This is a genomic window from Rhodococcus sp. YH3-3 (assembly GCF_001653035.1).
Classification (GTDB): domain Bacteria; phylum Actinomycetota; class Actinomycetes; order Mycobacteriales; family Mycobacteriaceae; genus Rhodococcus_F; species Rhodococcus_F qingshengii.
The window spans coordinates 1,235,416-1,260,255 of the sequence record NZ_BCWH01000003.1 but is presented as its reverse complement, the minus strand read 5'-3'; the positions used below and the strand labels follow the sequence as shown (position 1 = coordinate 1,260,255).

The window sequence follows — 24,840 nt, the reverse complement described above, 5'->3', positions numbered from 1 at the left end:
GTTCGTCACCCGATCCTTTGTCTGGATCCGAGGATGCCCTGGGGGCGAACCACGAGGATCACGATCAAGACGAGAAGTCCGCCGATGTATTTGAGGTCTGGGTTGATGATGAGCGTCGAGAGTTGGACCAGAAGTCCGACGATGACGCAGCCGAGTAGCGCCCCGTACGCGGTTCCCAGACCACCGAGGGTGATTCCGGCGAACATGAGCAGCAACAGTTTGAATCCCATTTCCCACTGGACGCGTCCGCCGAGTTCGGAGATGCCGAACAGCACACCGCCGAGGGCGGCCAATCCGCCGCCGAGACCCCAGACGAACATGATCACGCGCTCGACGTTGATGCCGGACGAAGCGGCGAGGTCACGATTGTCGGAGACGGCACGCATGGCCTTTCCGATGCGAGTCTTCTGCAGAAGCAGTGCGACGCCGACCAGGACGACCAGACTGACGATCATGACTATCGCGTTGGCGTCGGTCAGTGCGATCGGGCCCCAGTTCTTCTCGACCTGGCCCTGGTAGTCGTCGAACGGTTCGGCGCGGTCGGAGAAGAAGATCAGGATCAAGTAGCGCAATGAAATCGCGAGACCGATCGAGACCACCAATTGCGCGATCAACCCGGTCTTGCGCTTACGCAGTGGTTTCCAGACGATTCCGTTGGTCAGCAGGCCGATGCCGATGCCGACGAAGATCGCGAGGATCGTGGCGGGAATCAGCGGAACGCCGAAGGACGTGTTGATCACCCAGGCAGCAACGGCTCCCAAGGTCACCATCTCGCCGTGAGCGAAGTTGGTCAGGCCAGTGGTGCCGTAGATCAGGCTCAAACCCACACCGGCGATCGCGATCACGAGGCCGAACCGCAGACCGTCGACCGTCGTGCGGATCAGCTTCTCGCCGAAGCTGACATTCGAGGCGGTACGTACCTCGCCGAACGAGAAGATCACGGTGTTCGCGCGGCCGGCCACCACCTCGCGTTCGACAGCGGCTTGCACACTGACCCCGTCGGGAAGTGTGTCGGCAACGATCTCGAAGGTGTAGGTGCCCGGTGCCACGGCCAGTTCCCAACGGCCGTTCGATGCCGATTCTCCGGTGGCGACTTCCGTGCCGGAAGAATCGAGCGCACGGACGGTGACGCCCTCGAGGCGTGTGCCACCGTTGTTGAGATTTCCGCTGACGGGGACAGCGTTGTCGGGAACCGGTGCTGTCGGTGTTGCGGATGCTGTCGGGGTCGGCGGTGTAGGGGAAGTGGTCGGTTCCTGAGCCGAAGCAGTTCCGGCCAGGCTGAGTAATGCGAAGAACGTCAGTAATGCAAAGGCCAGTAGTCGGCTGAGTGTCGCGAGGGTCTGCCGTTTCACTACGGGTGGGGCCACGTACGTCCTCCGAGCGGGTCGGGAATAGCGCGTCTGGACAAAGGTGCCGCGCAGCAGAGGGATTGTTTCGCTGCTGCGATTTCCGGACTCTAACGGCTCCGTTCGCTTCAGATGGGGTTCTGAGATTTCCGGGATGTTTCGGTTCCGTATCGAAGGCCGAAGGCTGCATCAATTGTCCGATTCTTGTGTCTGTTCCTGCGTAAACAACGGCGAAGGCGTCGATGTCGGTCGCGATCCCTAGACTGATGAACCGTGAGCCCCGCAACCACAACTCGGTCCAGCACGTCCACCGCTCCAGCCGGCACCACCGGCAAGGCGGACGATCGCCCTCTCTTGATGCTTCTCGACGGGCATTCGTTGGCGTTTCGCGCCTTCTACGCGCTGCCTGCAGAGAACTTCAAGACACACAGTGGGCAGGCCACCAACGCGGTGTACGGCTTCACGTCGATGTTGATCAACCTTCTTCGTGACGAGCAGCCCACCCACCTGGCCGCGGCCTTCGACGTGTCGCGTCAGACGTTTCGCGCCGACCTGTTCCCCGAATACAAGGCGCAGCGCGCGAAGGCTCCGGACGAATTCAAGGGCCAGATCGACATCACCAAGGACGTTCTCGGCGCGCTGGGCATCCCGGTCATGGCCGAGGAAGGTTTCGAAGCCGACGACGTGATCGCCACCTTGACCACGCAGGCGGAGGCCCTCGGATACCGGGTTCTCGTCGTGACCGGTGACCGTGACTCGCTGCAACTGGTGACCGACAACGTCACTGTGCTCTACCCGAAGAAGGGTGTCTCGGAGCTCACCCGATTCACGCCGACGGCCGTAGAGGAGAAGTACAGCCTCAGCCCGGCGCAGTATCCCGATTTTGCTGCACTGCGCGGCGACCCGAGTGACAACCTCCCCGGCATCCCCGGCGTCGGCGAGAAGACCGCCACCAAGTGGATCCGTGAGTACGGCGACCTGCAGGGACTGGTCGACAACGTGGACAAGGTCCGCGGCAAGGTGGGCGACTCACTGCGGGAGAACCTCGCGAACGTCCTGCTCAATCGTCAGCTCACCGAAATGGTTCGCGACGTTCCCTTGCCGTACACGCCCGAGCAGTTGGTGTTGGCCCCGTGGGACCGCGAGAAGATTCATGCGTTGTTCGACGATCTCGAGTTCAAGGTTCTCCGCGATCGACTGTTCGCGACCCTGTCGTCGTCCGAGCCCGAAGCAGAGGAAGGGTTCGAGGTCAGCGGCGACGCACTCGCCCCGGGTGCGGTTGCCGCGTGGCTCGACGCCCACGCACGAACCGGTGAGCGTCACGGCGTGACGGTGCTCGGAACCAGAACTCCGTTTGCCGGCGACGTCACTGCACTCGCGATCGCGGCCTCCGACGGTGAATGTGCATACATCGCGGCGTCGACGGCAACACCGGAAGACGAAGCAGCTCTGGGTGATTGGCTCGCCGACGCATCGCAGCCGAAGGCGCTGCACGAAGCCAAGTGGGCGATCCATGCTCTGCGTGGGCGTGGTTGGACGCTCGGTGGACTGACCAGCGACACTGCTCTGGCCGCGTACCTCGTCCGGCCGGGCCAGCGCAGCTTCAATCTCGACGACCTCTCGCTCCGCTACCTCAAGCGTGAACTGCGCGCCGAAACATCCGGCCAGGAACAGCTTTCACTGCTCGACGACACCGAACAGCTCGATGCCGAAGCGGCCGAGACCGCGATGCTCAGCGCTCAGGCCGTTCTCGACTTGGCGGCTGCACTGGACACCGAGTTGGAGTCGATCGAATCCAAGTCGCTCCTCTCCGACATGGAACTGCCGTTGACGATCGAGCTCGCTCAGATCGAGGCCACCGGCATCGCCGTCGACAGCGCGCATCTGCACGATCTTCAGAGCCGTTTCGCCTCCCAGGTCGCCGACGCCGCAAACTCGGCCTACGAGGTGATCGACAAGCAGATCAACCTGGGTTCGCCGAAGCAGCTGCAGGTGGTCTTGTTCGAAGAACTCGACATGCCCAAGACGAAGAAGACGAAGACGGGCTACACCACCGACGCCGAGGCGTTGCAGGGTCTGTTCGACAAGACAGGACACCCGTTCCTCGAACACCTTCTCGCGCACCGTGATGCGACGCGTATGAAGGTGACCGTCGACGGTCTTCTCAAGGCCGTAGCCGAAGACGGACGCATTCACACGACGTTCAATCAGACGGTTGCCGCGACCGGACGCCTGTCGTCGACCGATCCGAACTTGCAGAACATCCCGGTGCGAAACGACGCGGGGCGCGAGATTCGCGACGGATTCGTAGTCGGGCAAGGGTTCGACGTTCTACTCACTGCCGACTACAGCCAGATCGAAATGCGCATCATGGCGCACGTGTCAGGCGACGAGGGACTGATCGAGGCATTCAACACCGGTGAGGACCTGCACAGCTTTGTCGGCTCGCGCGCATTCGGTGTACCGATCGAAGAGGTGACTCCAGAACTGCGGCGCCGGGTCAAGGCGATGTCGTACGGTCTGGCCTACGGGCTCAGTGCCTACGGATTGGCGTCGCAGCTGAAGATTTCGACCGAAGAAGCGAAGCAGCAGATGGATGCGTACTTCGCTCGTTTCGGCGGCGTGCGGGATTACCTCCACGCGGTGGTCGAGCAGGCACGTAAGGACGGCTACACCTCGACGCTCTACGGTCGTCGTCGCTACCTGCCGGACCTCAACAGCGACAACCGTCAGCGTCGTGAGGTTGCCGAACGTGCTGCCCTCAATGCGCCGATCCAGGGCACTGCGGCCGACATCATCAAGGTGGCGATGATCAACGTGCAGAAGGCTCTCGCTGACGCCGGATTGAAGTCGCGCATGCTGTTGCAGGTGCACGACGAATTGGTGCTCGAAGTGGTTGCCTCCGAGTTGGAGGAGGTCACCGCGCTGGTCAAGGACAAGATGGCCACAGCCATCGAGCTGTCGGTACCTCTGGATGTTTCGGTGGGAACCGGTCGAAGCTGGGACAGCGCGGCTCACTAGGCAGCAACGAAAAAGGCTGGGCCGGAATCGACTTCGATTCCGGCCCAGCCTTTTCACGCTATTCAGCAGATGCGGTCTGCTCTGCGATCTGCTTGCGGACCTCGTCCATGTCGAGTGCCTTGACCTGAGTGACGAGCTCCTCGAGCTGAGCGGCGGGAAGCGCGCCGGCCTGGTTGAACACGAGTACGCCTTCGCGGAAGGCCATGATCGTGGGGATGGAGCGGATGTTGGCGGCCGCTGCGATTCCCTGCTCGGCCTCGGTGTCGACCTTGGCGTGAACGACGTCGGCATGCTTCTCCGAAGAGGCTTCGAACGTCGGTGCGAACTGGCGGCACGGGCCGCACCAGGAGGCCCAGAAGTCCACGAGGACGACGTCGCTGCCGTTTATCGTTTCGTCGAAGTTCTGCTGGGTGAGTGTCTGGGTGGCCACAGGGGTCCTTTCCATTGTGCGGGCTGTTGGTGTGTGCAACGCCCCGGAACCGCTGATTCTTCCCTGAGCCGATTTCAGCTTGCGTTCTCGGTCGCCCGAAACGTCCGGCGGTAGGCCTGCGGCGTGGTGCAACGCAGACGAATGAAGTGCTGGCGAAGCACGGCACCGCCGCCGAATCCGACGCGTTCTGCGATGACGTCGACGGAGAGGTCGGAATTCTCGAGGAGATGTTGGGCGGCCAGTACTCGCTGATCGCTGAGCCAGCGGGCGGGGGTTGTTCCCGTTTCCGCTTGGAAACGGCGCGCGAACGTGCGCGCGGACATGTTCGCGCGGGCTGCGACCATGCCCACAGTGAGGTCGAGGGCGAGGTTCTCCGTCATCCAGTCGAGGAGCGGGGCAAGGGTTGCACTCGGCGTCGAGGCGAGGGGAGTGGCAACGTACTGGGCTTGCCCACCGTCACGATGGGGCGGCACCACCATCCTTCTCGCGATGCCATTGGCAACGCGAGAACCCTGTTCTTTTCGGACGATGTGCAGGCACAGGTCAATTCCTGCCGCGGTGCCTGCGCTGGTGAACACCGGATCTTCGTCCACGTACAACACGTCCGGATCGACCTTGGCTTCCGGATACGTCTGGGCAAGCCTCTCTGCATGCCGCCAATGCGTCGTGCATCGCCTTCCGTCCAGTAGTCCAGCCGCCCCGAGGACAAACGCTCCGGTGCACAGACTCGCCACCTTGGCGCCCCGGGCTACGGCCTCGTTGAGTTTGACCAACAGGGGATCGACACTCGAGTCGGGACTCGGTGAGCACATGTACGCGTCGCCGGCGTCGTAGGTTCCGCCGGCGGACACGACGATGAGATCGGCGTCGTCGAGAGAATCGAGGTTGTACGGAACATCGATGTTGTACCCGAACCGCGTTCGGATCGGACCCGGAACTGCGGCGATCAGAGAGAAGTCGTACGTGGGGAGGCCGTCGTCGGATCGGTCGAAGCCGAAGACTTCACATGCCACGCCGAGTTCGAACGCCTCGGTCATCGGCATCAGTGGGACCACCACTTTCGCGAGCATCTTTCGAGTGTGACAGAAAAACAGGAAAGTGGCAGAAAATCGTCCAAGTCTGGCTTTTCTGCCACTACTGCCACGTGGGACATTCCGTCAGGCTGGACACATGGCAATCATCGTCGTCAGCGTCTTGGTCCTACTGGTCCTGAACGTACTAGCTCTTGCCGGCCGAACGCCCGACACTCGTCACGACGTCAGTCCGCACGGAGACTTCACCCTTTGAGGGCAAGTCTGGCCTTTCAATACACCGCAGCTGCGGTGGTGTGGGGAGCCAGTTTCCTCTTCATGAAGATCGGGCTCGAAGGTCTGTCCTTCACGCAGGTAGTTCTGTGGCGCTTGGTCTTCGGTGCGCTCGCGCTGGTTCTCGTGTCAGCGGTCAGCCGGATCGGCCTACCGAGGGACTTTCGCGTCTGGAAACACATGGCTTTTCTCGCAGCGACACAATGCATCGTGCCGTGGCTGCTGTTCAGTTGGGCGGAGCAAAACATGTCCTCGGGACTCGCGAGCATCTACAACGCCACCACGCCACTGATGACTATGGCTGTCTCCCTTGCCTTTCTGCCGGGGGAGACGCTGACGCGATACAAATCGCTGGGGTTGCTTCTCGGATTCGGTGGGGTGCTGATCGTATTGGCGCCGTGGAATCTCGGCGTCGGCGGAAGTGTCAGTTCTCAGGTCGCTTGCCTGGGAGCGACTGCCTCGTACGGGATTTCGTTTGTCTACCTCAGACGTTTCGTGCTTCCTCTCGGCGTCGACACCCGCACGGTCGCGTTATTGCAGATCAGTATCGGTGCATTCGTGATGGTTCTGGCCTCACCGGTCATCGCGAATACACCGATGCACCTGACGCCGGCAGTTGTCCTGTCGATGATCGCTCTGGGCGCACTGGGGACCGGGCTCGCATTCATCTGGAACACCAATGTCGTTCAGGGGTGGGGGCCGACTGCGGCGTCCACCGTCACTTACCTCAGTCCAGTGGTGGGCGTCGCTCTCGGCGCAATAGTCTTGAACGAAAGCGTTGGCTGGAATCAGCCGGTTGGTGCACTCGCGGTGATCGCGGGAATCCTGGTGACCCGACGTGCAACCCGATCTGTCACAGCGGCGGCGTCAGTAACCACTCCGTCTTCTGTTCGCCGTCCCAGCGCCTGATCGCGCCGCAGCGCCCTTGAATCACGTCGGTGCCCAGCAGGGCGATGGCTTCACCCAGACGTGCAGGTTCGACGCGTCGGGCGAGCGTTACATGAGGCGTCCACGCGCCGGGCTCGACGTGGGCGGGAAGTGCCGTCGAGTCAACTGTTGACTCGGCTATTTCTCGGTGCAGGTGAAGGAGTGCGCGCGAAGGAATGACCGAGCGCGCCAAGACCATCTGCTTGCCGCCGAACACGACGTAGCCACCGAGTCGGACCTCGAAGTCCGGGGCCGAGAAGCGCCGCTTCAACAGTTCGTCGATCTCCGCGGGGATCTCACGGGCGACGAACAGCGTGATGTGCGGACGGTTGGACGGGCTGTGATGAGAGGCCTGACTCGGTAAACCGGCGTCGGCGAGTAGCTGCCATTGTGCTCGCACTGCCGACTCACTCACTGGATCGAGGAGCAATTCCACCGACTGGACCATGGTGAGCAATGATTGCCTGATGACAGGTGCGAGCGCAATCGGTACTTCGGCCATGCGGCTGGGGCTCATGCACGGCGACGGAATCGGCCACGAAATCGTCCCGGCGACACGGCAGATCGTGGATGCGGCGTTGTCAGCGGTTCATGCTCCGCCCGTCGAGTGGGTCGAGCTTCCGCTCGGGAGTACGGCCATCGACAGCCACGGCACGCCGATTCCCGACGAGACCATCGATGGGTTGGGGCAGCTGCAGGGTTGGATTCTCGGACCCCACGACAGTGCGTCCTATCCGGAGAGGTTTCGCGGACAACTCACACCCGGCGGCGTCATCCGGAAGAAGTTCGAGCTGTTCGCGAACATTCGGCCGGCAGCGGCGTTCCCCGGTGTCAAGGCAATGGTCCCCGACATGGATCTGGTGATCGTCCGCGAGAACACCGAGGGGTTGTACGCGGATCGGAACATGGCAGTCGGCAGCGGCGAGTTCATGCCGACGCCCGACATCGCGCTGGCCGTCGGTGTGTTCACCCGCGCTGCGTGTGAACGGATCGCACGCACTGCCTTCGCGTTGGCGTCGCGACGGCGCAATCACGTCACGATCGTCCACAAAGCCAACGTCCTCACACTGACCACCGGCCTGTTCCGTGACGCCTGCCGAACCGTCGCTGCGGAGTACCCACACGTAGTCGTCGACGACGAGCACGTCGACGCGATGGCGGCGCACCTGGTTCGACGCGGCGGCGACTTCGATGTCGTGGTGACCGAAAACATGTTCGGCGACATTTTGTCGGATCTGGCGGGCGAGCTGTCCGGTTCACTCGGAACCGCGCCGTCGATCAACGCTTCCGAGACGCAGGTCATGGCTCAGGCTGCGCACGGTGCAGCACCCGACATCGCCGGGAAGAATCGGGCGAACCCGACGGCACTGTTCCTCTCGAGTGCAATGATGCTCGACTGGCTCGGTGATGCGCGTGGCGATCGGTTGTTGTCTGCGGCAGCACGCCGCATTTCAGACGCGGTTCGCACGACCATCGCGTCGGGCATCGCGACCGCCGACCTCGGCGGTTTGGCATCGACCAGCGAATTTTCCGAAGTCGTGTACGCACACACTCTGCGTCGCTGATTCTTGTACGACAGGCCGGAATCTTGCGAAGTCGGCGACGGTGGAACTCCTGCCGTAACCTACCGTTCGACTGAATTTCGGATGGACGTTGCAAGTGCGGCGATCGACGAGTGGAGAGCAGAGTCGTGGTCGATGAAAACGCACGGGCACCAAGGCCACGTGGCGTGAGTTATGGCTCGAGCAGTGGCGGGCGTATCCGCGCCAACGTGGTGCGAGTCCTGTTGGTGGGCTTGATCGTCGCATTGTGCGGCGGATGTGTCACCAACAACGAGGGTCTCGTTCCGGAAGGGCCGCCACTTGATGTCCAGAAGGTGCCCGAGATCGCCGCCCTGTTGCCCCCGAACGTCAGGGAGTCGGGCAAGCTGCAGGTCGGGGTCAACATTCCTTACGCACCAAACGAATTCAAAGATGAGAATGGCAAAATCGTCGGCTTCGACGTCGACATCATGAACGCAGTGGCGACTGTGCTCGGGGTCGAAGCTGTCTATAACCAGGCCGACTTCGACAAGATCATCCCCGCTATCCAGTCGGGAAGCTACGACCTCGGCATGTCTTCGTTCACCGACTCCAAGGAGCGGGAGAAGTCGGTCGACTTCGTCACGTACTACAGCGCAGGTATCCAGTGGGCTCAGCGGCCGGACAATCCCGTGGACCCGAACAATGCGTGTGGGTTGCGAGTGGCGGTACAGACCACAACTACCGAGGACATCGACGAAGTACCCGCCAAGAGCGAGGCATGCGTTGCTGCGGGCAAGCCGCCCATCGAGAAGATCAAGTACGACAGTCAGGACGACGCGGCCAACGCACTCATCCTGGGTCGAGTCGACGCGTTGTCCGCTGATTCACCGGTGACCGGCTACGCGATCAAACGGAGTAAGGGGCGGATGGAAGCTGCGGGTCAGCCCTTTGATTCCGCGCCGTACGGCTGGCCGATCGTGAAGGGTTCCGCCCTCGGTCCCGCCCTGCAGCAGGCAATGCAGTACCTGATCGACAACGGTGTCTATCAACAGATCGCGCAGACCTGGAGTGTCGAGGCCGGCGTCATCGAAGTATCCAAGATCAACGGCGCGGAAAGCTGATGAACATGACAACAACTGAGACTGGCGATCCGGCGCCGATCAAGGCGATCCCACTGCGCAGACCGGGCCGATGGGTCGCAGCAGTCGTGGTGGTGGTCCTGGTAGGGCTCTTTATCTACGGTTCGGCGACCAATGAACAGTTCGGCTGGGCGACTTACCGCCAGTACCTCTTCGACGCTCGAATTTCGAAGGCCGCCTGGGTCACCATTCAACTGACAATTCTGTCGATGGCAGCCGCGATCGTTCTGGGCATCGTCCTCGCGGTAATGCGGCTGTCGCCGAACCCGGTGCTGAAGTCCGCTGCCTGGGTGTATTTGTGGGTCTTCCGCGGCACGCCCGTTTACGTCCAGCTCGTCTTCTGGGGTCTCTTCCCCTCCATATACAAGAGCATCGATCTCGGCGTTCCGTTCGTCCATCAGTTCGTGCATTTCGACATGCAGGATCTCCAGGCGGCGTTTCTCTTCGCAGTCATCGGACTCGCATTGAACGAGGCGGCGTACATGGCCGAAATCGTCCGTGCAGGTATCGCCTCGGTCAACGAAGGTCAGACCGAAGCGTCAGTGGCTTTGGGAATGACGTGGGGCCAGACGATGCGGCGAACGGTCCTTCCCCAGGCGATGCGGGTGATCATCCCACCGACCGGCAACGAATTGATCAGCTTGCTCAAGACGACTTCGCTGGTGACCGCAGTGCCGTTGAGTACCGAACTCTACGGACGAGCGAGAGACATATCCGGTGCAAATTTCGAGCCGATCCCACTCTTGATGGTCGCGGTTACGTGGTACCTCGCAATGACCAGTGTTCTCATGGTCGGCCAGTACTACGTCGAACGCCACTATTCGAAAGGGTCGACGAGGACGCTCACCACTCGCCAGCTTCAGGCACTCGCCGACGCACAGGGCAAAGAAACGGTAGTGGAGACACTCCCGGATATTCCAGGAGGAGAACGCAGATGACACCGATGGTCAAGGCAGACCGGGTCTGTAAGAACTTCGGCGCGCTCGAGGTTCTCAAAGGGGTCTCACTCGAAATCGATCCCGGCCAAGTTCTGTGCCTCGTCGGGCCGTCCGGGTCGGGCAAGTCGACGTTCTTGCGCTGCATCAATCACCTCGAGCAGGTCAACGCCGGCCGACTGTACGTCGACGGCGACCTGGTGGGCTACTCGGAGAAGAACGGAAAACTGTACGAACTTCACCCGCGAGCAGCGGCCAAACAACGCCGCGACATCGGGATGGTGTTTCAGCACTTCAATCTGTTCCCGCACCGCACCGCTCTCGAGAACATCATCGAAGCGCCGACGCAGGTGAAGCGCGTCAGTAAGAAGAAGGCTGTCGAACGAGCGAAGGACCTCCTCGATCAGGTCGGGTTGAGCGCCAAAGCCAACGCCTACCCGGCCCAGTTGTCGGGTGGTCAGCAGCAAAGAGTTGCCATCGCCCGCGCTCTCGCGATGGACCCGAAGCTCATGCTGTTCGACGAGCCGACGTCCGCGCTCGACCCCGAACTGGTCGGTGAAGTTCTCACCGTGATGAAGCAGTTGGCCAAAGAAGGCATGACGATGGTGGTCGTCACCCACGAGATGGGTTTCGCCCGCGAGGTCGCCGACCAGTTGGTCTTCATGGACGGGGGAGTTGTGGTCGAGGCAGGCGAGCCGCGGGAACTCCTGGCCAATCCTCAGCACGACCGGACCAAGGCTTTCCTGTCGAAGCTGCTGTAGCCGTCAGGGTTTGACGGCGCTGAAAATTGCAGTGCCCGGAAAGAGTTGGCCGCGCAGGGGACTCCACTGTCCCCATTCGCGGTCCAACCACTCCGGCCATTCGGGCTCGATGATGTCGCGCACCTGAAGTCCGGCGGCGACGATCTCACGAACCCGGTCGCCGATGGTGCGGTGATGCTCGACGTAGGTGGGGACTCCGTTGTCATCGACCTCGACATACGGGGTGCGGTCGAAGTAGGGGAGGGTCGCGGTCAAGCCCTTCGGCCCGGGATCGTCGGGGAAGATCCATCGAATCGGATGGTTGACGGCAAAGACCCACGATCCGCCGGGACGCAGAACCCGGGCGACTTCGTTCATCACTCGCTGCGAATCGGCAACGAACGGGACGGCGCCGAACGCAGAACAAACGATGTCGAAACTCTCGTCGGCAAACGGCAGGAGTTCCGCACTTGCCTGAATCAACGGGACGGCCGGTCCGCCGGCATTCATCGCGTCCTGCCCGCGGGCGAGCATCCCCATCGAGATGTCGAGACCGACGGCCCGAGCACCATGTCCGGCGAGCCATCGGGCACACGGCGCCGAGCCGCAACCCACTTCCAATATGTCTTTGTCGACTATGTCGCCGAGCAAGTGGTGATCGCCCTCGTGCAGCCCTTCGGGGCACCAGACGAATTCACCTTCCGCGCTGTTCACGCCCAGAAACTCGCCGTGGGTTCGGTGGTAATCGTCGGCGTCGGCGTCCCACCACGCACGGCTGGCGCGGTCGCTGGAACTCGAATCGACACGGACTCGGCCGACGCCGCTGGTACCGAGAATGGAATTGGCAGCGGCATGGCGCTCGTCAGACATGAACAACACAGTAGAACGGGTGATGCGGGCGCAGGGTACCCGGGTTTGCCCGGCAAGATAGCCGACGCGTAGTCTTACTCACGCGAGTGTCTGTCATCCGACCGATTGTCTATACGAGATCTTTACCAAGGTCTCGGAATCGGTCGGACCGAGGGAGCTCGCGGTGCGCTTCCGCGGTGTGGAATGTGATCCGGTATTCGGTTGTTCGTTATTGATGCAGCTGGGTACTTCGATCTAGTACTTCACAAAGTACTTCCAACATTTGTACGCCACAGTTGCGCATCTCGTCCGACAAAATCCATCAACCGACCACAACTCGTCCGGAGCAATTCAACATATGCCCTCCACAACCGTCACCTCGCCGCAGGTTGCCATTAACGACATTGGCTCCGCCGAGGACTTCCTCGCCGCCATCGATGCCACGATCAAGTACTTCAACGATGGCGACATCGTCGAAGGAACCATCGTCAAGGTCGACCGCGACGAGGTTCTGCTCGACATCGGTTACAAGACCGAAGGCGTCATCCCTTCTCGTGAGCTCTCCATCAAGCACGACGTCGACCCCAATGAGGTCGTCTCCGTGGGAGATGCGGTCGAGGCTCTCGTCCTCACCAAGGAGGACAAAGAAGGTCGACTGATCCTGTCGAAGAAGCGCGCTCAGTACGAGCGTGCCTGGGGCACCATCGAGGAGCTCAAGGAGAAGGACGAGGCCGTCAAGGGCACCGTCATCGAGGTCGTCAAGGGCGGCCTCATCCTTGACATCGGTCTTCGTGGCTTCCTCCCCGCTTCGCTCGTCGAAATGCGTCGCGTCCGCGACCTCCAGCCGTACGTCGGCAAGGAGATCGAGGCCAAGATCATCGAGCTCGACAAGAACCGCAACAACGTGGTCCTGTCGCGCCGCGCATGGCTCGAGCAGACTCAGTCCGAGGTTCGCAGCGAATTCCTGCACCAGCTCCAGAAGGGCCAGGTCCGCAAGGGCGTCGTGTCCTCCATCGTCAACTTCGGTGCATTCGTGGACCTGGGCGGCGTAGACGGTCTGGTTCACGTTTCCGAGCTGTCTTGGAAGCACATCGATCACCCGTCCGAGGTTGTCGAGGTCGGCACCGAGGTCACCGTCGAGGTTCTCGACGTCGACCTGGACCGCGAGCGCGTCTCCCTGTCGCTCAAGGCAACGCAGGAAGATCCGTGGCGTCAGTTCGCCCGCACGCACGCCATCGGCCAGATCGTGCCCGGCAAGGTCACGAAGCTGGTTCCGTTCGGTGCATTCGTGCGCGTCGAAGAGGGAATCGAAGGCCTCGTTCACATCTCGGAGCTCGCTGAGCGCCACGTCGAGGTTCCGGACCAGGTTGTCGGCGTCGGCGACGATGCACTCGTCAAGGTCATCGACATCGACCTCGAGCGTCGTCGTATCTCGCTGTCGCTGAAGCAGGCCAACGAGGATTACAACGCCGAGTTCGATCCGTCCAAGTACGGCATGGCCGACTCGTACGACGAGCAGGGCAACTACATCTTCCCCGAGGGCTTCGATCCCGAGACCAACGAATGGCTCGAGGGCTTCGACAAGCAGCGTGAAGAGTGGGAGAACCGCTACGCCGAGGCTGAGCGTCGCCACAAGATGCACACCGCTCAGATGGAGAAGACCGCTGCAGACGAGGCCGCTGAGGCTGCCACCGCTGCTGCCGGCTACTCCTCGGAGACGGCTGCTGCAGAGGACGCCGAGGCTCCGGCTGCTGCCGGCTCCGCTCCGGCCGAGTCCGCTGGCGGATCGCTTGCCAGCGATGCACAGCTCGCCGCACTTCGCGAGAAGCTGTCGGGCAACGCATAAGGATTACCGCTTGATCGCGGGGTTCTTCTCTCTGCCAGGTGTCACTTGCGAGCGAAGAATCAATTCAGTGAGTGAACACAAAAATGACCGGCACCGTAGGGTTGCCGGTCATTTTGTACTTTGTGAAGAGAACTCAGTTTGCGGGAGCAGGCACCCAGTAGGTGGCGGTCGCTTCGGCTGTGCGCTTACGCATCGACGCGAAGCTGTGTCGGCCTTGGCTCACGAGCATCGTGAACCACGTACGACGGTGCTCTGCCAGGGCAAAAGCAACTTCGGGAAACTCTATGCAGTGCACGCCGTTCGGCATTCCGAGGCGGTGCTGACCGTGATGGTCGCGATCTGCTCGCATGGCGTCCACTTTCTCGAGAAGGTGCAGGTACAGGTGCGTTCGCTAGAACATAACCGCACGGTCACCAAAATTGTGGTATTTGAGCCTCGAACGCCCCGGCGTGTTCGATCAGTAGGCGTGTCTGAATCTCTCGGGCGCGGAGATGAGAGACTGTCGAGTGTGTTGAGAGTTGGCCTCACTGGAGGCATCGGAGCCGGTAAGTCGACAGTGTCGAAAATCCTCAGCGAACTGGGAGCCGTCATCGTCGACGCTGACCTGATCGCCCGAGAAGTGGTCGAGCCCGGTACTCCGGGACTTGCCGCTCTGGTCGATGCATTCGGCGACGGGATTCTGTCCGAGGACGGCAGCCTCAACCGACCCGCGCTGGCGTCGTTGGCGTTTGCCGACGACACGTCACGCGGAACTCTCAACGGCATCCTCCACCCACTGATCGGTGCGCGGACGATGGAGCAGATTTCGTCTGCGCCGTCGGATGCAGTGCTCGTTCAAGATATTCCGCTGTTGGTCGAGGGTTCGATGGCGCCGGCATTCAATCTGGTCGTCATCGTTTACGTCGACGAGGAGGAACGAGTTCGACGCTTGGTGGGCTCGCGCGGCATGCCTGAATCCGACGCTCGTGCGCGCATCGCAGCGCAGGCAAATGACGATCAGCGTCGTGCTGTTGCCGACGTGTGGCTCGACAACAGCGGAGAGCCGGGTTCACTCGACGACGTGGTCCGCGACTTGTGGGCGAATCGACTTGTTCCCTTCGAGAAGAACCTCCGCGAGGGCACGGTAGTGCGCGCACTGCCCGAGCTGACTCCAGCCGACCCGTCGTGGCCGGCGCAGGCCGAACGAATCATCGGCCGGTTGTCGTTGGCGTCCGGTGACCGCGCGCGCCGTATCGATCACATCGGATCGACCGCAGTGCCTGGTCTCGATGCCAAGGACGTGATCGACATTCAGATCACTGTCGAGCACCTCGGCGTTGCCGACGACCTCGCGGAAGATCTGGCCGCTGCCGGGTTCCCCCGGATCGAGCACATCGTCGCCGACGACCCGAAACCGTCGTACCTCGGTGGCGAGACCGATCCGGCGGTGTGGGCGAAGCGGATCCACGGGAGTGCCGATCCAGGGCGCCGCGCGAACATTCACATTCGGGTGGACGGTTGGCCAGGTCAGCAGTTCGCGATCCTCTTCCGCGACTGGCTTCGCTCCGATGCGTCGGCGCGTGCCGAATATGCCGAACTCAAGGTCAAGGCAGCCGAGAGTGCCGCCGGCATCGACGACTACGCCGCTGCGATCGACGCCTACCTGGGAGTCAAGACGCCGTGGTTCGACGCCGCTTTCCACCGGGCATGGGAGTGGGCCGAGAAATCAGGCTGGTCCCTCTAACCACTCAGCGCCACGTGACCGGCATGCCCACCGAGGTGAGCCAGGCGTCGAGATCGTGACCGTGGGCGGCGATGCCGTCGATAGCGCGGGCCGCGTTCAGCATCGCACGCTCTGACGTCTTCGGGTCGAGAATCCCGGCGGTGTTCGCCTCGAGCAATTCGTCGACGTCGAGCAATTCGACGCTGCGTCCGGTCTGCACGATCAGGTCGAGGTAGTGGTCCTCGGACGTCCAGACCTGGTCGCCGCGGATGAAGTCGCCGATGTCGACATAGAAATCCCAGTCTCGGATGTGTTCCGGGGTGAAGTGCAGGATCGACGCCCGAATTCCGAGTTCGGGAATAATCCAGGACTCCAGGTAGTGAAACCGGGGATGGTCGGCGTGGCGCGCCATGTACAGCCCCCACGGTTCTTCGCGGTAGTGCTCGACCGGGCGAACGAAGCCCTTGGGATCGACGTTGGTGCGAGCTGCGATGTCGAAGGTTTCGACCTTCGGCCGGTGAATGTGGGGACGTTCCTCGCTCATGGTCGAAGAACCTACCGCCGAACTGCATTTTCGGCTGAACGCGGACGAGCGGGCATTGTGTCGGTAGGTGCGCTTACCCTGGTTTCATGGCGTTTGCTTCCGAACATCCCGTGGTCGCGCATTCCGAGTTTCGGCCGGTTGGTGACATCGAGCGCTCAGACGCGCGCTTCGAGGTCGTCAGCCCGTACGAACCGGCAGGCGATCAGCCGGCAGCTATCGCCGAGCTGGAGAAACGGATCAACGAGGGGGAGAAGGACGTAGTCCTCCTCGGTGCGACCGGTACCGGTAAGTCGGCCACGACTGCGTGGTTGATCGAGAAGCTGCAGCGCCCGGCTCTGGTGATGGCTCCGAACAAGACTTTGGCGGCTCAGCTCGCGAACGAGCTTCGGGAAATGCTACCCAACAACGCGGTCGAGTACTTCGTCTCGTACTACGACTACTACCAACCCGAGGCGTACATCGCCCAGACGGACACCTACATCGAGAAGGATTCGTCCGTCAACGACGATGTCGAGCGGCTGCGCCACTCGGCGACGTCCAGCCTTCTGTCACGACGGGACGTGGTCGTGGTGGCCTCGGTGTCGTGCATCTACGGCCTCGGTACACCGCAGTCGTACCTCGATCGCTCAATTCAGCTGGACGTCGGTGTGGAGGTGCCGCGGGATGCGTTCCTGCGTCTGCTCGTCGACGTTCAGTACAACCGCAACGACATGGCGTTCACGCGAGGTTCGTTCCGCGTGCGCGGCGACACGGTCGAGATCATTCCGTCGTACGAAGAGCTGGCGGTCCGCATCGAATTCTTCGGTGACGAGATCGAGGCACTGTACTACCTCCATCCACTGACTGGTGACATCGTTCGCCAGGTCGACACGGTTCGTATCTTCCCGGCGACGCACTACGTCGCCGGCCCTGAACGCATGGAGCGTGCCGCCAAGGACATCGAGGCGGAACTCGAAGAGCGACTCGCCGAGCTCGAAGGCAAGGGCAAGCTCCTCGAGGCTCAGCGTCTGCGCATGCGTACGCAGTACGACCTCGAGATGATCAAACAGGTCGGATTCTGCTCCGGCATCGAGAACTACTCGCGCCACATCGACGGCCGTGGCCCTGGAACTGCCCCCGCAACCTTGATCGACTACTTCCCGGAAGATTTCCTTCTGGTCATCGACGAGTCGCACGTGACGGTTCCTCAGATCGGCGCCATGTACGAGGGCGATATGTCGCGCAAGCGAAACCTGGTCGAGTTCGGATTCCGGCTACCGTCGGCAACAGACAACCGCCCTCTGACTTGGGAAGAATTCAGTCAGCGGATCGGTCAGACCGTCTACTTGTCGGCGACACCAGGTAAGTACGAGTTGGGTCAGTCCGGCGGTGAGTTCGTCGAGCAGGTGATCCGCCCGACCGGATTGATCGATCCCGAGGTCATCGTCAAACCCACCAAGGGACAGATCGACGATCTCGTTCACGAAATCCGCGAGCGAGCGGAACGTGACGAGCGTGTGCTGGTCACGACGTTGACCAAGAAGATGTCGGAAGATCTGACCGATTACCTGCTCGAACTCGGTATTCGCGTCCGCTACCTGCACTCGGATATCGATACGCTCCGGCGAGTCGAGTTGCTCCGTCAGCTCCGCCTGGGGGAGTACGACGTGCTGGTCGGCATCAACCTCCTGCGTGAGGGACTCGACCTTCCCGAGGTGTCGCTGGTCGCGATTCTCGATGCCGACAAAGAAGGTTTCCTACGTAGCTCCACCAGCCTCATTCAGACGATCGGCCGAGCGGCTCGAAATGTATCCGGTCAAGTGCACATGTATGCGGACAAGATCACCGCTTCCATGGCGCAGGCCATCGAGGAAACCGAGCGACGACGCGAGAAGCAGGTCGCCTACAACGAGAAGATGGGCGTCGACCCACAACCTCTACGCAAGAAGATCGCGGACATTCTCGATCAGGTGTACGAGGAGGCAGAGGACACTGCGGCGTCCGTGGACGTCGGTGGTTCGGGTCGCAATGCGACGCGTGGTCGGCGTGCGCAGGGTGAGGCCGGTCGTGCGGTCAGTGCGGGTGTGTACGAGGGGCGCGACACCAAATCGATGCCTCGGGCCGAATTGGCAGATCTGGTCAAGGAACTCACCGATCAGATGATGAACGCTGCACGTGACCTTCAGTTCGAGTTGGCTGGGCGATTGCGAGACGAAATCTCGGATTTGAAGAAGGAGCTTCGAGGAATGGACGCCGCGGGTCTCAAGTAGGTCGCCTCGCGTGCGTTCGTGCTTTCGACCGCTACGGTTTCAGGTATGGATGCACAGACTGCAGGCAAGACCGCGCGGACTCTCGAACTTCTCCATTCCTTGGCGTACTTCGTCCCGGAGACGGAGAAGGAACTTGTCGGCGTCGGGTTGGAGCCTGGCCGAATGGTGTACTTTGCCGGGCGATCAGCTCCGCTCGGCGCTCCACCCGCGACTGTCGTCACGGCCACCTTCTTCAACTTCAATCCTGAATTGATCGCCAGTGTCATCCCACGTGCCTGGGAATTGGCAAGGCACACAGAGGTTGTCGCCGCGCGGTATCGGGCAATCGACGCGGCGTACGTCCGCCTGTTCGGTGCAGACGTGACAGGATCGGCGGACATGGCCGAGGCCGCCGAACTCGTGTCGATCGCTGCCCAGAACATTCCTGGAGTGGACGGCCGCCCTCTGTACGCGGGTTGGGCGTCGCTCGACTGGCCGGCCGAGCCGCACCTGCGTTTCTGGCACGCGCTGACACTGCTGCGTGAGTATCGCGGTGACGGCCACATTGCGGCCCTTCAGACCGCGGGATTGAACGGCCTGGACGCGTTGATCACGCACACCGCGACGGGAATCGGGTTTCAGCGCAAATTCGCGCAGACTCGTCGCGGATGGTCGCAGGAACAGTGGGACGAGGCCGTCGAGAGTTTGAAGGACCGCGAACTGCTGGATCGTTCGTCCGGTGCGCTGACCGAGGACGGGCAGGACTTGCGTGACGTCGTCGAAGACCTGACGGACGACCTCGCTTTGGCTCCGTGGGATGCGCTGGGTGAGGAGGGTGCCAAGCGGTTGCTGGAATTGGCGACGCCGTGGCGTACCGCCCTGGTCGAGCAGGAAGTATTTCCGGCGGCGCTGTTCGGGCCCCGCTTCGGCAAACTTCGCTGAGTGGTCACCACCGAACAAATGTGTCTGTGACGAAGAATCACATTCACTGTGGGCTTGTGGCGTGTACTGCAAATAACACTATCCGCGGCACAATCCCGCTAATGTCAGCGCAGCGGTTGTCGAGCGGGCGCAACAGCGTTGCGCCCGGTGCCGGCCGTACCGTCCGTCCCGTAACCATGGAGGAATGAATGAGTGCCTACCGGACCGTTGTCGTAGGAACCGATGGCTCCGAGTCGTCACTGAAGGCAGTCGACAGAGCTGCCGCCATTGCCAGTGGCTCGGACGCTCAGCTCGTCATCGCGTGTGCGTACTACCCGGCTGATCCCAAGGACGTGAGCGCTGCCGCTGATGCGTTGGGTAACGAGGCCTACCAGGTCACCGGTTCCGCTCCGACCTACGAGATCCTTCGCACCGCTCGTGAGCGCGCACATGCCCAGGGGGCAAAAGATGTTGTCGAGCGCGCCGTCGTCGGCGCTCCCGTCGAATCGCTTCTCGCTTTGCTCGACGAGGTGAAGGGCGACTTGCTGGTCGTCGGAAATCGCGGATTGAACACGTTGACCGGGCGTCTACTCGGATCGGTGCCTTCCGATGCCGCTCGCAAGGCGACGTCCGATGTCCTGATCGTGCACACCGTTCGCTGAACTACCGGCAGTAGTCGGCCTCGGCCGCATCGACGAACACTTCAGCCAGCTGATCGGCGCTGGGGGGTGTTGTCGATGCGGCCGAGCCGTTTCCGGAGGTGACCATTGGTTCGCTTGCTCCGTTCAGCGATACCGCCCGCAGATTCGCGATGATCATCGCTCGATCCGTTCCGGCCGCGAGCTGCTGGCAGACGCCGTCACCGAGCGCCTGCAACATGTCGTCGGAGAAGGCGGGCGTGACCCCGGTAGACGCAAGCGCCGCCCGCAGCCGATCTGCCTCGTCTACCGGTTTTTCTGTCGGTGCGGCAGCAACAGCAGCGATGTCGTCGCTGCCGGCAGCAGCCGTCGAACTCGAATCATCCTCTGAGCAACCGGCTGTCACCGCCGCAAGCATCCCGACGCCGATCACCACGCGAGCGATCTTGCGGATGGGTGCGGCGGAACTTGCGGGCAGGCCAAGCACGAGGGGTCATTCCTTCAGTCGTCGACACAAATTGGAGTGACACCACCATTCGTGGTGTCACGCACGAACCTACTCCGTGATGCTCACGAATCGAAGGCCAACTCTGCTGCTTCGACGCCGTCGAGAACCGAGGGGAGCGACTCGACGTGAATGATGCCGAGCCTCTGGGTAGCGCGGGTCAATGCGACGTAGAGGTCGTTCATTCCGCGTGGTGACTCGTCGAGAATGTCGGCAGGTTCGACGATCAACACTGTGTCGAACTCGAGTCCCTTGACGTCCTTGACGGACAGGACGCTTACGGTGTCACTCGCAATGCCCGCCAGATCGGCAACGACCTCGGAACCGGCGATCACTGCGGTGATACCGGGATGCGACTCGGACTCGATGCAACGGCGCACGGTCGATTCCAATTCTTCGGCCGTGGTCTTGAGCGCCCACGGCGCGAATCCGCTGTCGCGTACCGACCGGGGCACGGATTGCTCCGGGTCGATCTCTTCGAGCACACGGTGCGCGACATCCATGATCTCCGAGGGAGTTCGGTAGTTGACGGTCAGTTCGGTGAGCTTCCAGCGCTTGGCGACGTAAGGCTCGAGAATCTTCTGCCAGGACGAAGTTCCCGCGGGATCACCGGTCTGAGCTGTATCGCCGACCAACGTCATCCAGCGATTCGGTATGCGCCGCATCAGCATTCGCCACGCCATTTCGGAGAGCTCTTGGGCTTCGTCGACGATCACGTGACCGTAGGTCCAGGTTCGGTCGCCGGCAGCGCGTTCTGCCGTGGTCTGGCGCTGGCCCTGATCGTGGCGTTGGGCGAGTTGGCTGGCGTCGATCAAGTCGTACGCCATCAAGATCTCGGGATCCATCTCGTCTTCGAGATCCTGTGGTGCAGACCCGGTGAGGATGTCGAGGGCGCCCTGGGCGTCGGCGATCTGCGCGCGCCATTCACGTTGTGCGCGTTCGCGTTCGGCGGCGTCGTCGACGCCGAGAATCTCGGCCAGTTCGTCGAGCAGGGGAGCATCGGCCGCACTGAAACCCGGTCCGACGCTCTGCAGAAGCTCGTCGCGTTGGGCGTCGTCGAGTTGCGGCGCTGCCTTGGCCAACCTCGCCGGCGACGTCCACAGTTCCGCGAGGATTTGCTGCGGCGACAATTCGGGCCACAGCTTTCCGATGGCGGACATGATGTCAGGGTCCTCACGCATCTCGTCGCGAATGTCGGCGATGTCGTCCCGACTGAGGAGTGACCCACCGTCGACGAGGTTTCCGCCGATGAGTTCGGCCATCTGCAGTGCCAACGCCTCGATGACTGCTGCCACGAAGATCGGGCGCGCCAGGTTGTGTGGGCGACGCGACGACCGAGCACGCCCGCGCGCCTTCGTGACAGTCTTTCGATCCAGCTTCAAGTCGTACGTGTCGAATCGAAGGGTAATCGGCTTCGACGGAACTTCCTGCCGATCCCGGACGGCGTTCTTGAGCACGTCGAGGATCGCGAGGGAACCCTTGATCTCACCGGCGGCGAGGGAATCCGTACGAGTCGCACGCACTCCGGGGTACAGGTCCCCGATCGTCGAGAGTAGAACTCCGGTCTCACCGAGTGAAGGAAGGACCTGGCTGATGTAGTCGAGGAACGTCGCGTTCGGCCCGATGATGAGAACACCGGCCTTGGCCAGTTGCTGGCGGTAGGTGTAGAGCAAGAAGGCGGCACGGTGAAGGGCGACTGCGGTTTTGCCGGTACCCGGACCGCCCTGGACGACCAAAACGCTCTTGTGCTCGGAGCGGATGATGGCATCCTGCTCACTCTGAATGGTCTCGACGATGTCGTTCATCTGACCCGTACGCGCTGCGTTCAGAGCGTCCAGGAGAGCGCTCTCACCGGCGACGCCGCCGGCTTCGGTCACCACGCCTGCGGCGCGGGCCGCGTCGAGGTCCAGGTATTCGTCGTTGATGCCGGTGACTGTGCGGCTCCGACTGCGAATATGGCGTCGCCGCTTCACGCCCTCAGGTGCCGCGGGCGTCGCCAGATAGAACGGGCGTGCCATCGGAGCTCGCCAGTCGAGGAGCAGCGTTTCGTAGTCGTTGTCGGTGTCCAGGATTCCCAGTCGGCCGACGTAGCGTCGCTCGTCGTCGAAGTCGATGCGTCCGAAACACATTCCGTTCTCGGCTGCGTCGTACTTGGCGAGATCCTCGGTGTACATGGCGTTGAAGGATTCGCGTTCGCTGCGTGCTTGCGGGGTTCCGCCGGTCTCGAGGAGGACCGTGCTCAAGCGAGTTTGGGCATACTTTCGAAGATCGTCGAGACGGGAGTACAACATCGTCACGTACTGCTGCTCGAGCTCTTGCTCGTTCAGTGACGGGTCCGCGTCGGGCAAAGGATCTCCTAGGCTTGATGAGAAATTCACGCGCTGCAAAAGCGCCAAGACAGTCTAGTTCCCCCAGATGAACTGCCGCATAGATACAGGTCAGGCCACCCGAAGGTGGCCTGACCGTGTCTTTCGGTGCACTCAGTGCGTCAATTCGTCCTTCTTGGCGCGAGCCTTTTCGAGCGCCTTCTCTGCGCGCTTGCGAGCACGCTTACCCAGCACCTCGGTCTGCTCCGACGCCGTTTCGGCCCACTCGTTGCTCTTCTCGAGGGCGAGTTCGGCGAACTCCGAGCTGCGCTTGCTCGCCAGCTCTGCCAGTTCGGCGCTGCGCTCGCGTGCGGTCTCGGCCAGTTCGGAGCCGCGCTTCTGCGCGACTTCGAGGATGTCCGGGCCGCGTTCCTTGGCGACCTCTCCGAATTCCGCGGCTCGCTTGCTCGCGATCTCCGCGAACTCGGAGCTGCGCTCCTTGGCAAGTTCGAGCCAATCCGTGCCGTGTGCCTTCGCGGTTTCGGCAAGTTCGGAACCGCGTTCGGACGCCACCGACAGAGCGTGTTCGACGCGATCGCTCGTGTGATCGGTCTGCGATGCGACCAATGGAAGTGCTGCGGCGATAGACGCCTGGGCCTTCTTCGCGGCGCGGCGGCCACGCCAGCCGAGCGACGGCTTGCCCTCGGTGTCGACGGAGGCGATCATCAGTCCGCCGAGCAAGCTGACGTTCTTGATGAAGTTTGTGCGCTGCATCGCTCGCAGTGACGGATCGGTTTCGTTCCAGAAGTCGTGACCGGCAAGCGTGGTCGGTACCAGGCTCCCCGCGAGCACCAACGACGCGAGCCGCGGCGCCTTGCCGGTGGCCAGCAGGGCACCGCCGCCGATCTGGACGGCGGCGTTGATCTTGACGAGTGTTTCCGGATCAGCAGGCACCTTCTGCGTCACTGCTCCTGGCAGCGTCTCGACGGATTTGTCGATCAGCGGTGACGCTTTGGCTGCTCGCTGAGCGGGGTTGCGCAAAGCATCGATTCCCCCGGCGATGAAGATCGTGGAAAGCAGTGGACGAGCAATTCGACGTACCAGCATGTTTCAAGCCTCCCGATGTAGGTTCGTTTTCCACCCTAGCGATCTCACAAGGAATTGGTCCGGTTCGGCGATCCCGGCACGCCTGACCCGGTCGCCGGATTCCTGGTCGCCGAAGCGCGTTGTACTGCGACGATGACTTCTCCACTGATCCGGACACACCGTTCTGAAGTATCCGTTACCGCGTATCCGCATACGGCGTGTTCGAAGGTGTCACAGTATGCGCACCGTTCGAGCACGATGGTGTTGTGACCACCAAGATGACTCAGAACTTCGGCTCGACCCTTCCCACCGGCTGGGGACAGCTGTCGGACGAGGAGAACGAGAGAAACTGGGCGATCTTTCGTGACCGCTTTGGGTTCACGCCCGGCATCGACGCACGGTCTTGGCCCGCCATCGCCGAGCCCATCCCGTCCGTGGTCTTCGATTTGGGTGCGGCGCCAGCTGCGACTCCAGGGGCGTGGGCCGCTCGCGTGGATGCGATCAACGCCGAAGCGTTGCGCTGTTTTGTCACCGATTGGAACGACGATCCCAACTTCGTCGTTCTGGATTGGCAGCATCCGGGCTACACCTTCGACGCGGAGGCACACGCTGCTGCGAAGGAGCTTGCGGAGTGGCGTGTCCCGGTCTATCCGAACGGTGACTACTACATATTCAGTCGGGACGACTTCACGGAAGGGACCTTCGGCCATCCGTGGGAACGCACGCTGTGTGTGTTCGGGGAACGGATGGTCGAAGGACTGGGCCGGACTCTGTCGACCTGGCTTCCGCGACTTCGAGTCAACGGTGAACAGGTCGACAGCCAAGTCGGTTAGCGGGGTCCAGTACGGAA

22 protein-coding genes are annotated in these 24,840 nt (G+C 62.0%); 12 read left to right on the top strand and 10 right to left on the bottom strand.

The window, feature by feature from the left end:
* Positions 1–5: 5 nt before the first annotated feature.
* Positions 6–1,316, bottom strand: coding sequence for a branched-chain amino acid ABC transporter permease (locus YH3_RS31005; RefSeq protein ID WP_037120375.1), 1,311 nt, complete (start codon positions 1,314–1,316; stop codon positions 6–8).
* 303 nt (positions 1,317–1,619) lie between these two features.
* On the opposite strand from YH3_RS31005, the gene polA reads away from it, so the two are divergent.
* Positions 1,620–4,367 (top strand): DNA polymerase I, encoded by a 2,748-nt coding sequence (gene polA, locus YH3_RS31000; RefSeq protein WP_007728727.1) that lies wholly within the window; start codon positions 1,620–1,622, stop codon positions 4,365–4,367.
* Between the two features lie 58 nt (positions 4,368–4,425).
* Here polA and trxA read toward each other — a convergent pair whose 3' ends face one another.
* Entirely contained in the window at positions 4,426–4,797 is a 372-nt protein-coding gene (gene trxA / locus YH3_RS30995; protein ID WP_003944106.1) for a thioredoxin, read from the bottom strand.
* Positions 4,798–4,871: 74 nt separating this feature from the next.
* Positions 4,872–5,867 (bottom strand): helix-turn-helix domain-containing protein, encoded by a 996-nt coding sequence (locus YH3_RS30990; protein ID WP_003944097.1) that lies wholly within the window; start codon positions 5,865–5,867, stop codon positions 4,872–4,874.
* Positions 5,868–6,080: 213 nt separating this feature from the next.
* On the opposite strand from YH3_RS30990, the gene YH3_RS30980 reads away from it, so the two are divergent.
* Entirely contained in the window at positions 6,081–7,010 is a 930-nt protein-coding gene (locus YH3_RS30980) for a DMT family transporter (RefSeq protein WP_050656519.1), read from the top strand.
* On the opposite strand, the gene YH3_RS30975 is transcribed toward YH3_RS30980, so the two are convergent.
* Positions 6,955–7,530, bottom strand: a complete 576-nt coding sequence (locus YH3_RS30975; RefSeq protein WP_172827025.1) for a 2'-5' RNA ligase family protein — start codon at positions 7,528–7,530, stop codon at positions 6,955–6,957. The two genes, YH3_RS30980 and YH3_RS30975, sit on opposite strands and share 56 nt — an antisense overlap.
* On the opposite strand from YH3_RS30975, the gene YH3_RS30970 reads away from it, so the two are divergent.
* The 4 genes from YH3_RS30970 to YH3_RS30955 all read left to right on the top strand — a co-directional run bounded on the left by YH3_RS30970 (position 7,496) and on the right by YH3_RS30955 (position 11,386).
* Entirely contained in the window at positions 7,496–8,593 is a 1,098-nt protein-coding gene (locus YH3_RS30970) for an isocitrate/isopropylmalate dehydrogenase family protein (RefSeq protein WP_039972997.1), read from the top strand. The two genes, YH3_RS30975 and YH3_RS30970, sit on opposite strands and share 35 nt — an antisense overlap.
* 164 nt (positions 8,594–8,757) lie before the next feature.
* Positions 8,758–9,672, top strand: coding sequence for an ABC transporter substrate-binding protein (locus YH3_RS30965; protein ID WP_371595641.1), 915 nt, complete (start codon positions 8,758–8,760; stop codon positions 9,670–9,672).
* Positions 9,672–10,628, top strand: a complete 957-nt coding sequence (locus tag YH3_RS30960) for an amino acid ABC transporter permease (protein ID WP_003944035.1) — start codon at positions 9,672–9,674, stop codon at positions 10,626–10,628. Before YH3_RS30965 ends, YH3_RS30960 begins: the two co-directional genes overlap by 1 nt.
* Positions 10,625–11,386 carry an amino acid ABC transporter ATP-binding protein gene (locus tag YH3_RS30955; RefSeq protein WP_003944053.1) on the top strand — a complete coding sequence of 254 codons (762 nt, stop codon included), beginning with the start codon at positions 10,625–10,627 and terminating at the stop codon, positions 11,384–11,386. Before YH3_RS30960 ends, YH3_RS30955 begins: the two co-directional genes overlap by 4 nt.
* 3 nt (positions 11,387–11,389) lie before the next feature.
* On the opposite strand, the gene YH3_RS30950 is transcribed toward YH3_RS30955, so the two are convergent.
* Positions 11,390–12,235 (bottom strand): class I SAM-dependent methyltransferase, encoded by an 846-nt coding sequence (locus YH3_RS30950; RefSeq protein ID WP_058037538.1) that lies wholly within the window; start codon positions 12,233–12,235, stop codon positions 11,390–11,392.
* 337 nt (positions 12,236–12,572) lie between these two features.
* Between YH3_RS30950 and rpsA the strand changes: the two genes are divergently transcribed.
* Positions 12,573–14,060, top strand: a complete 1,488-nt coding sequence (rpsA, locus tag YH3_RS30945; RefSeq protein ID WP_058037518.1) for a 30S ribosomal protein S1 — start codon at positions 12,573–12,575, stop codon at positions 14,058–14,060.
* Positions 14,061–14,193: 133 nt separating this feature from the next.
* Here rpsA and YH3_RS30940 read toward each other — a convergent pair whose 3' ends face one another.
* Positions 14,194–14,409, bottom strand: coding sequence for a hypothetical protein (locus YH3_RS30940; RefSeq protein WP_003944056.1), 216 nt, complete (start codon positions 14,407–14,409; stop codon positions 14,194–14,196).
* 159 nt (positions 14,410–14,568) lie between these two features.
* On the opposite strand from YH3_RS30940, the gene coaE reads away from it, so the two are divergent.
* Positions 14,569–15,783 (top strand): dephospho-CoA kinase, encoded by a 1,215-nt coding sequence (gene coaE, locus YH3_RS30935; RefSeq protein ID WP_058037517.1) that lies wholly within the window; start codon positions 14,569–14,571, stop codon positions 15,781–15,783.
* Positions 15,784–15,787: 4 nt separating this feature from the next.
* Here the strand turns inward: coaE and YH3_RS30930 are convergent, their stop codons facing one another.
* Positions 15,788–16,306: a DUF402 domain-containing protein gene (locus tag YH3_RS30930; RefSeq protein WP_054187412.1), complete on the bottom strand. Its 519-nt coding sequence runs from the start codon at positions 16,304–16,306 to the stop codon at positions 15,788–15,790.
* 86 nt (positions 16,307–16,392) lie between these two features.
* Between YH3_RS30930 and uvrB the strand changes: the two genes are divergently transcribed.
* The 3 genes from uvrB (at position 16,393) to YH3_RS30915 (ending at position 20,117) form a co-directional block, all read left to right on the top strand.
* On the top strand, positions 16,393–18,555 hold the full coding sequence (uvrB, locus tag YH3_RS30925) for an excinuclease ABC subunit UvrB (protein WP_007728743.1): 2,163 nt from the start codon (positions 16,393–16,395) through the stop codon (positions 18,553–18,555).
* A 45-nt stretch (positions 18,556–18,600) separates the two neighbouring features.
* Positions 18,601–19,476: a hypothetical protein gene (locus tag YH3_RS30920; protein ID WP_058037516.1), complete on the top strand. Its 876-nt coding sequence runs from the start codon at positions 18,601–18,603 to the stop codon at positions 19,474–19,476.
* Positions 19,477–19,664: 188 nt separating this feature from the next.
* Complete coding sequence (locus tag YH3_RS30915) at positions 19,665–20,117, top strand: universal stress protein (protein ID WP_003944055.1); 453 nt, start codon at positions 19,665–19,667, stop codon at positions 20,115–20,117.
* A 1-nt stretch (position 20,118) separates the two neighbouring features.
* On the opposite strand, the gene YH3_RS30910 is transcribed toward YH3_RS30915, so the two are convergent.
* From YH3_RS30910 to YH3_RS30900, 3 genes are all read right to left on the bottom strand, one after another.
* The gene (locus YH3_RS30910; RefSeq protein ID WP_007728747.1) at positions 20,119–20,580 is read right to left on the bottom strand and encodes a DUF732 domain-containing protein; all 462 of its coding nucleotides are present in this window, start codon (positions 20,578–20,580) and stop codon (positions 20,119–20,121) included.
* Positions 20,581–20,663: 83 nt separating this feature from the next.
* Positions 20,664–22,946 carry an ATP-binding domain-containing protein gene (locus YH3_RS30905; RefSeq protein ID WP_007728751.1) on the bottom strand — a complete coding sequence of 761 codons (2,283 nt, stop codon included), beginning with the start codon at positions 22,944–22,946 and terminating at the stop codon, positions 20,664–20,666.
* 132 nt (positions 22,947–23,078) lie between these two features.
* Complete coding sequence (locus tag YH3_RS30900) at positions 23,079–24,011, bottom strand: DoxX family protein (RefSeq protein ID WP_003944048.1); 933 nt, start codon at positions 24,009–24,011, stop codon at positions 23,079–23,081.
* A gap of 245 nt (positions 24,012–24,256) precedes the next feature.
* On the opposite strand from YH3_RS30900, the gene YH3_RS30895 reads away from it, so the two are divergent.
* Complete coding sequence (locus tag YH3_RS30895) at positions 24,257–24,823, top strand: DUF2716 domain-containing protein (protein WP_230793111.1); 567 nt, start codon at positions 24,257–24,259, stop codon at positions 24,821–24,823.
* Positions 24,824–24,840 lie beyond the last annotated feature (17 nt).

Bases quoted from the DNA above. Each gene is read 5' to 3' on its own strand.
- YH3_RS30990 (WP_003944097.1), bottom strand. From the start codon at position 5,867: ATGCTCGCGAAAGTGGTGGTCCCACTGATGCCGATGACCGAGGCGTTC.
- YH3_RS30970 (WP_039972997.1), top strand. From the start codon at position 7,496: ATGACAGGTGCGAGCGCAATCGGTACTTCGGCCATGCGGCTGGGGCTC.
- YH3_RS30975 (WP_172827025.1), bottom strand. From the start codon at position 7,530: ATGGCCGAAGTACCGATTGCGCTCGCACCTGTCATCAGGCAATCATTG.
- YH3_RS30960 (WP_003944035.1), top strand. From the start codon at position 9,672: ATGAACATGACAACAACTGAGACTGGCGATCCGGCGCCGATCAAGGCG.
- YH3_RS30955 (WP_003944053.1), top strand. From the start codon at position 10,625: ATGACACCGATGGTCAAGGCAGACCGGGTCTGTAAGAACTTCGGCGCG.
- YH3_RS30950 (WP_058037538.1), bottom strand. From the start codon at position 12,235: ATGTCTGACGAGCGCCATGCCGCTGCCAATTCCATTCTCGGTACCAGC.
- rpsA (WP_058037518.1), top strand. From the start codon at position 12,573: ATGCCCTCCACAACCGTCACCTCGCCGCAGGTTGCCATTAACGACATT.
- YH3_RS30940 (WP_003944056.1), bottom strand. From the start codon at position 14,409: ATGCGAGCAGATCGCGACCATCACGGTCAGCACCGCCTCGGAATGCCG.
- YH3_RS30930 (WP_054187412.1), bottom strand. From the start codon at position 16,306: ATGAGCGAGGAACGTCCCCACATTCACCGGCCGAAGGTCGAAACCTTC.
- uvrB (WP_007728743.1), top strand. From the start codon at position 16,393: ATGGCGTTTGCTTCCGAACATCCCGTGGTCGCGCATTCCGAGTTTCGG.
- YH3_RS30920 (WP_058037516.1), top strand. From the start codon at position 18,601: ATGGATGCACAGACTGCAGGCAAGACCGCGCGGACTCTCGAACTTCTC.
- YH3_RS30915 (WP_003944055.1), top strand. From the start codon at position 19,665: ATGAGTGCCTACCGGACCGTTGTCGTAGGAACCGATGGCTCCGAGTCG.
- YH3_RS30900 (WP_003944048.1), bottom strand. From the start codon at position 24,011: ATGCTGGTACGTCGAATTGCTCGTCCACTGCTTTCCACGATCTTCATC.